This is a genomic window from Amycolatopsis sp. NPDC104775, assembly GCF_055583325.1.
The window spans coordinates 82,590-92,398 of record NZ_JBVJOE010000015.1 but is presented as its reverse complement, the minus strand read 5'-3'; the positions used below and the strand labels follow the sequence as shown (position 1 = coordinate 92,398).

The following is a 9,809-nucleotide window of genomic DNA, read 5'->3' as shown; positions in this document are numbered from 1 at the left end:
CCCCCCCCCCCCCCCCCCCCCCCCCCTCCCCCCCCCCCCCCCCCCCCCCCCCCCCCCCCCCCCCCCCCCCCCCCCCCCCCCCCCCCCCCCCCCCCGCCCCGCCGTCGTATCCAGCTCTCCGGCCCGTCGCGAGGCGACGGCCATGACGTCGCTCATCTCCCCCGGCCCGGCGGCCCGGTTCGCCGACTCCCACGCCAACGGGCTGCGCGAGCGCGACGACCACCGCGCCCGCGCCGCCCGCACGGTCGCCCGGATGGCCCGGGACCGGCAGGACAAAACCCTTCTGCTGTCGATCCTCGGCCTGGAACCCGCGGATGGAACCAGCCCGCCAGCACCGGACCTGGAGCCGGCGCTCGCCGAGTACACCCGCCAGGTCGCCGAGCGGATCGGCGTCCCGGCCGAAGCGGTGACCTGCGAGGTGACCGACACCGCGACCGCCTACCTCGGCCTCAGCTCCCGCACCGCCGACCTCCCCCAGCGAGACCTGATGCTGGTCTGGGACGAACGACTCGGCTGGTCCGTCGCGATCGAACCGGGCGGCACCGACCAGCCGCCCGTCGTCTGCCGCCTCGGCCGCCAGATCGCGCCCTCCCCGGCCGCCGTAGCGGACTTCGTCGACGACGTCCTGCGCGGGCGCCTGCGGGGACAGCTCAGCCCGGTACCGCCGCGGCTCGACCGGGCGACGCTGGCCGCGCACATGACCGGGATTCCGGTCTGACCGCATGAAGCACCGTTGCCTGGGCGGTTTCGGTTGCCGGGCAACACCGTTCCGGCATCGGGCCGCGTCAGTGCTGACGTGGTCCGCCGCCGGTGCGTAATCGCGCGACTGCGCATCAAGATCAGCTGGACCTCGCGGCGACTGCCGGGCGAACCGGCCCGGACCCCTCCGCCGCTCGCACTTCGGGACGCGGCTCCCGTGCCGAGCCGGTCGAGTGCGCGGCGAGTCAACCGTTGCTGCGCAAGTCGGTATCGCCACGCAAGAATTCATTGAGACGCCGCGCCTCATAGAGCCAGATCCGGCGGCGACTGTCGAGCAAACCCGCCCGGCGCTCGCAATTCGGCACGCGTCCCACACCTCGTGCCGAGCCGGTCAAGTGCGCGGCGAATCAACCGTTGCCGCGCAAGTCGATTCCACTGCGCAAGGATTCATTGACACGCCGCGCCTCGTGGAGCAAGTCCTCGCGGCAACTAGCGAGCGAACCAGCCCGCCGCACGCACTCCGGCACGCGGCTCCCAAGCCGCGTGCCGAGCCAGTCAAGTGCGCAACAAATCACCCGTTGCTGCGCAAGTCGATATCACCGCGCAAGGATTCGTTAAGTCGCTGAGCTTCGTGGAGCTGGTCCTCGAGGGAGACGATGCGGCAGGCCGCCTCGACGGCTGTGCCCTGATCCACCAGTTCCCGCACGCGGGCGGCCAGGCGCAGCTGGGCCCGGGAATAGCGGCGGTGGCCGCCGGATGAGCGCTGCGGCTCGATCAGGCCTGCTTCGTCGAGGCTGCGCAGAAAGCCTTGGGTGGCGCCGAGCATGTCCGCCGCCCTGCCCATCGTGTAGGCGGGGTAATGCTCGTCGTCGAACTTGTCGGCCCCGCCGGGCGAGGCCGGTCCATTGTGGGCAGGAGTCATCCCACCTCCGCACCACGAAGGACCCCGGGCGCCGTCGCGGCCCCCGGGGTCCTCAAGGGTTGGGTTTCACCATTGCCAACCGGCGTGACCGCCGGCCTCGTGCACCCGCGTCCGGCATACCGCCGGATTTCGCGGGGATCGCTCATGCGTGACCGAGCACCACCTCCGAACTCGATGGGACTGCGGCACCCGCGCGGCACACCTTCACCGCCGCGGGCGATCCAATGATGCTCCCGTTCCCTTCTTTCCGATTTTTTCCACTTGCTGGGTACTGCTGTTTTCCTTGCCGCGAACGCCACCGCCGGGAACCCTTCGCCTTGATCGGTCCCAGCACGCTGACGCCGCTGGTCACTGACCGGAGCCCCGTTCACTGCCCGGCTCCGGCCACCTGACCGGTCCTGCCACTGCACTTGCACAACAACCCACCGCCGCGGACGCACCTGCTCCGCCCGCGCCGGGCACTGCCGCCCCGGGACCGGCACTGCTGGCCGAACCTCGCCACCCGGCCCCGGGGCACTTCTCCCGGCCATCGGCGGGAGCCTGATCCTGCTCGGCTCCGCCTGCCTGGCCGTCCTGTCTCACCTCGCGGGCAGTTACGTTCTCTCCCGCGCCTGCTTGACCTTGTCTTTGTCCGTACGACCAGAAGACTACACACACCCGATACCGAATGTCTACTCCGGCGGGCATAGATTTTTGGCGCGGCGTGCGGCAGAAGCGGGAACATCCGGCCATGCGCGAGGTCGCACGGCCAGAAACGCTGGGGCAGCGCCGCAGCCGAAAGCCAGTCGACCCCGGAGGGCGCGCTCAACCAGCTAGCCGGCACGCCGTCCGCAACAGAGTCCGGATGCGGGCCAGCCGACCTCGCTGGTGGCTGGGTAACGCCTGCGACGCGGCGAGCACCGACGCATAGGCCCAAGCCGCACCCTCACCGCATGGTCAGATCGCTAGCACGGCGTTCCGCCGGGACGAATTCTCGTTCGCCGCTGGGGAACCAGCCATATCAGTGCGGCGAGCGCGGCGCTCTCTGCCGCGCCGGATGGTCCGCGCAACACCCCCGCTGTCAGTGCTGAATCAGCCCGCCGACCGCGACAGACCCGACGTGGCCCGTCTTCGGCCCGTTTCGAGCCAGGGAAAGCCCGACATCCACCAAGCCCGCTCGGCGAAGCGAGGCCACTGTGGCCAGCGGAGTCCACACCGCCTCGGCTGTCTCGCCGTTGAGCTCTGGCCGCAGCTGGCCGCCCACGATCCGGACTTGGTAGAAAATGCCGACGTTGTGGTGCGGGACCGGACCCGGCTCGAGGCGTTCGGACGGCGGGATGACCCGCGAGTCCACACCCAGCAGCCGTTCGACCACTGCGTCACAACCAGTTTCCTCAAAGATTTCCCGCAACACCGCGTCGAACGGGTCCTCGGCGTGTTCGACCCCGCCGCCGGGAAGCGTCCAATGGCTGCCGCCCTTCGGCGACACGTATCGCGCGAGCAGCACCGAATCGTTCTCGATGCACACGGCGTATGCCGCCAACCGGAAGCTCATCTCTTCCACCTTCCCCGGGCTCAGCGTCCGATAGCGGATTAGCTTGCCCTGCACCGGGTATGCGGACGCATGGCGCACCCGAACCGACCGGACACCGCGGATCTCGTGCTCACTTTCGGACACGACGAGCTGATCATCCGCCGCCGGTACGAGATCTTGAGCATCGGCAACGACATCCTCATCGCCCTGTGGTTCGTCGCCGGGAGCATCCTGTTCTTCTACGACTCGCTCGGCACGCTGGCGGCGTGGCTCTTCCTGATCGGCAGCATCGAATTGCTGATCCGCCCGGTGATCCGGCTTACCCGCGCGGTGCACCTCCGGCGCATCCGCCGCGACGGGGCCGTGGATTCGACCCCCGACTTCTGACCGTTCAGGCCGGGTAAGCGGCGTGCGAGCTCAACGGGCGCGGCACCAGGGGTTTCCGGCATGGAGACCGGAGCATCGCCCGCAGGTGAGGCTATTTGCGCCTCTTTCGCCTGCTGACGAGGATCGCGGCGACACCGAGCATGAGCGAAATGACGAGCCCGATGATGCCGATCATCGAAGTCGTGGTCATTTCCCGTCCGTGCCAAACTGGAAATCGCTCTTCAACCGGCTCTCCTTCACCGCCACCCCGTGCTTCCTGGTCTGCGGACGAGAACCAGGCTCAGGCGAGCGGGGTGTCGTCCAGCGCCTTCGCAAGGTCCCCCGGAGTGTCATACAGAGCAACCGCTCCGGCCTCGCGGAGTTCGTCGTCCCCGAAGCCGCCGGAACGGACGACGATCGCAGGCATTCCAGCCCGCTTCGCGGCCTCGACGTCCCATACCGAGTCGCCGATCATCACCGCCGGCGCGTCGGGTGCCGCGCCCAGTTTCTTCAAGCCCACCTGCAGCAGATCGGGCGCCGGTTTGGACGCTTCGACGTCGGCGCTGGTGGTCCAGTCGTCGGCGAGGTCCCGGGCGTCCAGCTTGTCGAGGAACACCTCCACATGCCGCTGCTGCGCCGAACTGGCCAGCACCAGCCGGTGGCCTCGTTCCTTGATCGCGACGAGCAGGTCGCGGGCACCGGGCAGCGGGGACATTTCCTCGAGCAGCGCGTCGGCCTCTTCGCCTTGCCGTTCCCGGGCCTGGTCCCCTACCCGGCGCTCCAGGTCCTCTCCCCCGACAGCGGCGACGAGCTGGTCTCCGCCCATTCCGATCAGCCGGTGCAGCCGCCACACCGGGTAGATCTCGTTCACCGACCGCAGTGCGCGGTACCAGGCGAGGGCGTGGTGGTAGTTCGAATCGATGAGCGTTCCGTCGATGTCCAGGACGGCAATGGGGGAATCAGGCACGGATACCGGCTACCCGCCGCCGCGACGGTTAAATCGCGGCCCCCGCATGCTCGGGGCTGCATTGGGTACATGTGCGGGGTACGGTCGAGAATATAGAACAGACGTTCGAAGGAGTGCCGATGGATCAGGTCCAGCCCAATCCGGAGAAAGACCCCGACGACTGGACTACCGGCGACGAGCCGATGACCGGGCCGCAGCGGTCCTACTTGGACACGCTCGCCCAGGAAGCGGGCGAAGAGGTTCCGGAGAACTTGTCCAAGGCCGACGCGTCGCGGTTGATCGACCAATTGCAGGAGCGCACTGGTCGCAACTGAAACCGGGGCGAGAGACGCGTTTTAGTCCGAACGGCGGTTCTGCCGCCGGGAAAACGGGACTCCGCCGACCGGGCGTAAGCGTGAAGTCGGCCCGGGCCAAAGTTGGGACCGCGACCTGGGCCGACAGCGACCCGGTTACCCGTGCGGACACGGTATAAACCTGTTTTCGCCGCCTATCCGTATGGCCTCCGTCACGCACGAAAAACCCGCCCCCGGGGACAGTGCGCGGGCGGCATTGCGGATAAAGTTCGGGCAGGCTGGTCACCAGCCGTCCGGGCGGGAAAGGCGGCCGCGAGCCACTTCCTGATCGCATCGCCGAGACCTGAGCACGGGTTGAGGTCTTGGCTGGGGAAGGAATGGCTGTGGTGCCGAACGCGATCCGTCATGGCGGCCAGGAACCGCCGTCGCCCAGTCCGCGGGAAGAGCAGTTGCGGGTCCTCTTGGTGGAGGACGACGACGGGGACGCGCTGCTGGTCGAGGAAATGCTTCTCGACGTCGCGGAGAGCGCGGAAAGCGTGACGCTGGAACGGGTGTCGACCGTCGCCGCGGCGCTGCCCCGGCTCCGGCGGGCCGATTGCGTCCTGCTCGACCTGCAGCTGCCGGACGCGGCCGGGCTCGACGGGCTGGAGCGGATTCTCGCCAAGGCGCCCACGACCGCGGTGGTGGTGCTGACCGGGCGGCAGGACGACAAGGCGGGCATCGCCGCGGTGGGCGCGGGCGCGCAGGACTACCTGGCCAAAGACCAGGTCGACGGACAGCTGCTGCTGCGGGCGCTGCGGTACGCGTGGGAGCGCAGCCGCGCCGAGCAGTTCGAGCAGCGGCTGCTGAAGCATCAATGGCTGATGCGGGAGAACTCGCGGCTCGAACGCGGGTTGCTGCCCAGCCCGCTGATCGAGGACGCGCGGCTGGGCCTGACCGTGCGCTACCGGCCCGGCCGGGACGGAACGCTGCTGGGCGGCGATTTCTACGACGCGATCGAACTGCCCGACGGGTCGGTGCGGCTGATCATCGGCGACGTCAGCGGGCACGGCCCGGACGAGGCCGCGCTCGGCGTGGCGTTGCGCATCGCCTGGCGTTCGGTCGTGCTCGCCGGCATGCCGATGCCCGAGGTGCTGAACCTGGTCGAGAAACTCCTGCTCGTCGAAGCCATCCAGCCGCTGTTCGCCACGGTGTGCGCACTCACCGTCGCGCCGGACCGGCGCAGCCTGCGGATGACCCTGGCCGGGCATCCGCCGCCGGTGCTGCTGGATTCCCCGGGCGGTCCCCGGCTGCTGACGGAGAATCTGGGGCCGCCGCTAGGGGTGACGCCGGGCATCGCGCGGCAGGAGTCGCACGTGCCGCTGGGCCCGCAGTGGTCGCTGCTGCTGTACACCGACGGGATTTTCGAAGGCCGGACCCCGGACGGGCGACGGCACACCGGACCGGAGCGGCTGCACGACACCGCGGCCCGGCTGCTGCCGGAAGGGCGCGACCGCGACGAAACGCTCGACCGGCTCATCCGCGCGATGGACGACCTCCACGGCGGCCCGCTCGACGACGACATCGCGCTGGCCTTGCTGACCTGCGATCCGACCGGAGAGATGCGATGAACGCCGCGAAACCGTGGCCGCTGACCCGCTGGGGATGGGTCGCCGGAGCCGTCGCCGCGGCCCTGCTCGCCGCCGCGATCGCCACCGGCGGATTCGCCGTGGCCAAGCTGACCGCCGCCCGCGAGCAGCTGCTCGACGTCACCGCTCCCCAGGTGGCCCAGGCGAACGCGCTCTCGGCGGCCCTGCTGAACCAGGAAACGAGCATCCGCGGCTACCTGCTGGCGCGGCAGCCGGACACCCTCGAGCCCTACCGGGCGGGCCTGGCCGCGCAGGACGCCGCGGCGGCCGAACTGCGCCGGCTCGGCGCCGTGCCGGGCAGCACGGCGGGCCGGGATCTGGACGCGGTCCTGAGCACAGCGGACGAATGGCACCGGACCCTCACCGCGCCCGCGCTGTCCGGAGCCGCCGTGAGCCCGGCGCAGGTCCTCGAAGGCAAGAACGTCTTCGACCGGGTCCGCCAAACCCTGGCCGCGCAACGCGCCCACCTGCTCGCCGACCAGCAGGCCGCGCGCGACCGCCTCGACAACGCCACCGGCTTGCTCACCGCGCTGCTCGTGGCGATCGCGGTGCTGCTGTGCGTCACGCTCGCGGCCGCGGTCGTTGTCGTGCACCGCAAGCTGATCCGCCCGATCCGGACGCTGGCCGCCGAGGTCAGGGACGTCAAGCAGAACGACATCACGCGGCAGGTGCGGGGTTCCGGACCGCGGGAGATGCGCGACCTGGCCGCCGACATCGAGTCCCTGCGCGCCCGCGTCACCGACGACGTCCGGCGGCTGGAGGAAGCCCGGGCGCTGCTGGAGGAACGCACCCAGGAGCTGGAGCGGTCGAACTCGGATCTCGAGCAGTTCGCCTACGTCGCCTCCCACGACCTGCAGGAACCGCTGCGCAAGGTGACCAGTTTTTGCCAGCTGCTGCAAAAGCGCTACCAGGGCAAGCTGGACGAGCGCGGCGACCAGTACATCGCGTTCGCCGTGGACGGTGCGAAACGGATGCAGGTGCTGATCAACGACTTGCTCGCGTTTTCCCGCGTCGGCCGCAACACCGGCGAGCCGGTCGAGGTGGACACCGCCGCCTCGCTGGAGGCCGCGCTGGCCAACCTGGAGGAAGCGATCGCCGACAGCGGCGCGCGGATCACGCACAGCGACCTGCCCACGGTCACCGGCGAGCCGGCGCTGCTGACCGCGGTGTTCCAGAACCTCGTCGGCAACGCCATCAAGTTCCGCGGCGCCGAGCCGCCCGAAATCCGGGTCGACGCCGAGTCCGGACCCGAGGGCTGGCTGTTCTCGGTCTCCGACAACGGCATCGGCGTCGCCGGCGAATACGCCGAACGGATCTTCGTGATTTTCCAGCGGCTGCACGGCCGAGGGGACTACCCCGGCACCGGGATCGGCCTCGCCCTGTGCCGGAAGATCGTCGAACACCACGGCGGCACGATCTGGCTCGACACCGCCGAGGGACCCGGCAGCACCTTCCGTTTCACGCTGCCGGCGTCCGCCCCCGCCCCCGCCCCCGAAAGGACCGAACAGCCGTGACCGATTCCGTCGAACCCATCGAGATCCTGCTCGTCGAGGACGACCCGGGCGACGTGCTCATGACCCAGGAAGCGTTCGAGCACCACAAGATCCGCAACTCGCTGTCGGTGGTCTCCGACGGCGAGCAAGCCCTGCGGTTCCTCAACCGCGAGGCCCCGTACGAGGACGCGCCGCGTCCGGGCCTGATCCTGCTCGACCTGAACCTCCCCCGCAAAGACGGGCGCGAAGTGCTCAGCGAGATCAAAGCTTCGCCGCAGCTGCGCTCCATCCCGGTGGTCGTCCTCACCACCTCCGAGGCCGAGGAAGACATCCTCCGCAGTTATGACCTGCACGCCAACGCCTACGTGACCAAACCTGTCGACTTCGACCGGTTCGTCGAGGTGGTGCGCCAGATCGACAACTTCTTCGTCGCGGTGGTGAAACTCCCCCACTGACGGCCGTCGATCCAGGTTTAGCCGGACGGAAAAGGGGTATCCGCGACTGCGGGCTGCCCGCCGAGATGTCATCCCGATTTCCCGACGAGGGAGCGAAAACGTTGCGTGAGCTGACCGACAAGCCGGGCTCGCTATCCATCGGACGGGCCGACCGCTCCTCCGCCGCGGTCCTCGCCTTGCGCGGGGATGTGGACATCGCCACCGCACCGAAGCTGACCGCCGCCGTCGCCGAGACCGCTGGCGAGCGTCCTCCGGTGCTGGTCCTGGACTTGACCGAGGTCGCTTTTCTCGCGTCGGCGGGGTTGACCGTGTTGCTGGCCGCCTGGCGGGAGGCTCCGGAAGGAACTCAGCTGCGGATCGTCGCGAGCGGCCGGGCGACGTTGCGGACCATGCAGCTCACGGGGCTGGACACGGTCCTGCCGTTGTACAGCACTCTTGAAGCGGCATTGGCGGCCCCGGCTCCGGCCTAGCCGAGCTGGGTCGTCGCGAGCGTGGCGGTCTTTCCCGGATGCATCCGGGGAAACGGCAGCGTGCCCGGACCTGGTGCGTCGGCAAGGGGTGGGTGAGCCGTGAGCCCTGGAGGGAGAGGCCGATGGCGCGGTTTTCTGGTGCAGTTGCTCGCCGTGGCGGCTTGGTACGCCGTCTGCTCGTTCGTGATCCGGCCTCTGCTGCCCAGCGGTGACGCGCTGGGAGTCACGATTCTTGTCGTGCTGTCATTGGGGATCTTGGCAGTGCCAGCCGTCGCGGTGTTCCATCGTCGGAGACGTCGGCGGTAGCTGGAGGGGCAGGCGTGGGGTTTTCAGGAGAGTTGCTGGTCAGACCTTCGGTCAAAGGCCATGTGCCGGTGTTCGCTGTGCTCGCCGGGATTCTCGTGTTCGAAGTCGTCATCGCTGTGCAGGGGTGGCTGGAACCGTGGCTGGCGATCGCGTGCCCCGCGGTTTTTGTCGTGTTGCTTGTGCTGGAAGCCGTTTCGCTGACGCGATCCCTGCGCAAGCCGTGGCAGCTGCGATGCGGGCCGGACGGAGTCGAGGCGCGCGGGTTCGAGGTGGTGCCTTGGTCGGCGCTCGCACAGGTGCGGATCAGCCGGCTCGGACCGCGCTGGCTGCTGTTCCTGTCCCCTGGGCGGTATGGGGTGGTCGCGTTCGTGCCTCGGCAGGGGGTGAGCGTTCCGGAGGTCACGGTTTTCGACGCGTTGTCCCGGGACGGCAGGTCGTCGAACTGGGCCGCGCGGAGGCAGACCAAGCGTTACGGCAGTCCGTTTCTCCTGCTCACTCAGACGGTGGACGCTACTGCGGAGAGGGTCGCGGAGGCGGTTCGATCGTTGAGCGACGTTCCGGTCGCCGACGAGCGTCCGGGGCGAGCTGGTGGCGCTTGACCGCGGGAAGTCTCCCGGCCACCGCTCGAGGACTCAGTTCGGTGCCGGACGTCTGGTTGTTTCCGATGTTGACGAACCCGCAGCGGTAGAAATTCCAT

At 69.3% G+C, this 9,809-nt stretch carries 12 protein-coding genes; 8 read left to right on the top strand and 4 right to left on the bottom strand.

Features of this window, described 5'->3' with window-relative positions:
* The first annotated feature begins 142 nt into the window (after window positions 1-142).
* On the top strand, window positions 143-718 hold the full coding sequence (locus ACZ63D_RS40305; RefSeq protein WP_465359600.1) for a DUF6292 family protein: 576 nt from the start codon (window positions 143-145) through the stop codon (window positions 716-718).
* 552 nt (window positions 719-1,270) lie between these two features.
* Here ACZ63D_RS40305 and ACZ63D_RS40300 read toward each other — a convergent pair.
* Together ACZ63D_RS40300 and ACZ63D_RS40295 are read right to left on the bottom strand one after the other, a co-directional pair.
* The gene (locus ACZ63D_RS40300; protein ID WP_465359599.1) at window positions 1,271-1,621 is read right to left on the bottom strand and encodes a helix-turn-helix domain-containing protein; all 351 of its coding nucleotides are present in this window, start codon (window positions 1,619-1,621) and stop codon (window positions 1,271-1,273) included.
* A gap of 1,060 nt (window positions 1,622-2,681) precedes the next feature.
* Window positions 2,682-3,155 (bottom strand): NUDIX hydrolase, encoded by a 474-nt coding sequence (locus ACZ63D_RS40295; protein ID WP_465359598.1) that lies wholly within the window; start codon window positions 3,153-3,155, stop codon window positions 2,682-2,684.
* Window positions 3,156-3,224: 69 nt separating this feature from the next.
* On the opposite strand from ACZ63D_RS40295, the gene ACZ63D_RS40290 reads away from it, so the two are divergent.
* Window positions 3,225-3,521 (top strand): YrhK family protein, encoded by a 297-nt coding sequence (locus tag ACZ63D_RS40290; protein WP_465359597.1) that lies wholly within the window; start codon window positions 3,225-3,227, stop codon window positions 3,519-3,521.
* 91 nt (window positions 3,522-3,612) lie between these two features.
* Here ACZ63D_RS40290 and ACZ63D_RS40285 read toward each other — a convergent pair whose 3' ends face one another.
* Window positions 3,613-3,711: an LPXTG cell wall anchor domain-containing protein gene (locus ACZ63D_RS40285; protein WP_465359596.1), complete on the bottom strand. Its 99-nt coding sequence runs from the start codon at window positions 3,709-3,711 to the stop codon at window positions 3,613-3,615.
* 90 nt (window positions 3,712-3,801) lie between these two features.
* Entirely contained in the window at window positions 3,802-4,467 is a 666-nt protein-coding gene (locus ACZ63D_RS40280) for an HAD family hydrolase (protein ID WP_465359595.1), read from the bottom strand.
* Between the two features lie 119 nt (window positions 4,468-4,586).
* On the opposite strand from ACZ63D_RS40280, the gene ACZ63D_RS40275 reads away from it, so the two are divergent.
* From ACZ63D_RS40275 to ACZ63D_RS40250, 6 genes are all read left to right on the top strand, one after another.
* Entirely contained in the window at window positions 4,587-4,781 is a 195-nt protein-coding gene (locus ACZ63D_RS40275) for a DUF3072 domain-containing protein (RefSeq protein ID WP_465359594.1), read from the top strand.
* Between the two features lie 365 nt (window positions 4,782-5,146).
* Entirely contained in the window at window positions 5,147-6,370 is a 1,224-nt protein-coding gene (locus ACZ63D_RS40270) for a PP2C family protein-serine/threonine phosphatase (protein ID WP_465359593.1), read from the top strand.
* The gene (locus ACZ63D_RS40265) at window positions 6,367-7,902 is read left to right on the top strand and encodes a sensor histidine kinase (RefSeq protein ID WP_465359592.1); all 1,536 of its coding nucleotides are present in this window, start codon (window positions 6,367-6,369) and stop codon (window positions 7,900-7,902) included. Before ACZ63D_RS40270 ends, ACZ63D_RS40265 begins: the two co-directional genes overlap by 4 nt.
* Window positions 7,899-8,336, top strand: a complete 438-nt coding sequence (locus ACZ63D_RS40260; protein WP_465359591.1) for a response regulator — start codon at window positions 7,899-7,901, stop codon at window positions 8,334-8,336. The genes ACZ63D_RS40265 and ACZ63D_RS40260 overlap by 4 nt, the downstream gene beginning before the upstream one ends.
* 101 nt (window positions 8,337-8,437) lie before the next feature.
* Window positions 8,438-8,806, top strand: coding sequence for an STAS domain-containing protein (locus ACZ63D_RS40255; protein ID WP_465359590.1), 369 nt, complete (start codon window positions 8,438-8,440; stop codon window positions 8,804-8,806).
* A 320-nt stretch (window positions 8,807-9,126) separates the two neighbouring features.
* A complete protein-coding gene (locus ACZ63D_RS40250; RefSeq protein ID WP_465359589.1) occupies window positions 9,127-9,711 on the top strand; it encodes a hypothetical protein in 585 nt (194 codons plus the stop codon).
* Window positions 9,712-9,809: the final 98 nt, after the last annotated feature.

Excerpts from the sequence above, each read along its gene's own strand:
- ACZ63D_RS40305 (WP_465359600.1), top strand. The coding sequence starts at position 143 with ATGACGTCGCTCATCTCCCCCGGCCCGGCGGCCCGGTTCGCCGACTCC.
- ACZ63D_RS40300 (WP_465359599.1), bottom strand. The coding sequence starts at position 1,621 with ATGACTCCTGCCCACAATGGACCGGCCTCGCCCGGCGGGGCCGACAAG.
- ACZ63D_RS40265 (WP_465359592.1), top strand. The coding sequence starts at position 6,367 with ATGAACGCCGCGAAACCGTGGCCGCTGACCCGCTGGGGATGGGTCGCC.
- ACZ63D_RS40275 (WP_465359594.1), top strand. The coding sequence starts at position 4,587 with ATGGATCAGGTCCAGCCCAATCCGGAGAAAGACCCCGACGACTGGACT.
- ACZ63D_RS40295 (WP_465359598.1), bottom strand. The coding sequence starts at position 3,155 with ATGAGCTTCCGGTTGGCGGCATACGCCGTGTGCATCGAGAACGATTCG.
- ACZ63D_RS40290 (WP_465359597.1), top strand. The coding sequence starts at position 3,225 with ATGGCGCACCCGAACCGACCGGACACCGCGGATCTCGTGCTCACTTTC.
- ACZ63D_RS40285 (WP_465359596.1), bottom strand. The coding sequence starts at position 3,711 with ATGACCACGACTTCGATGATCGGCATCATCGGGCTCGTCATTTCGCTC.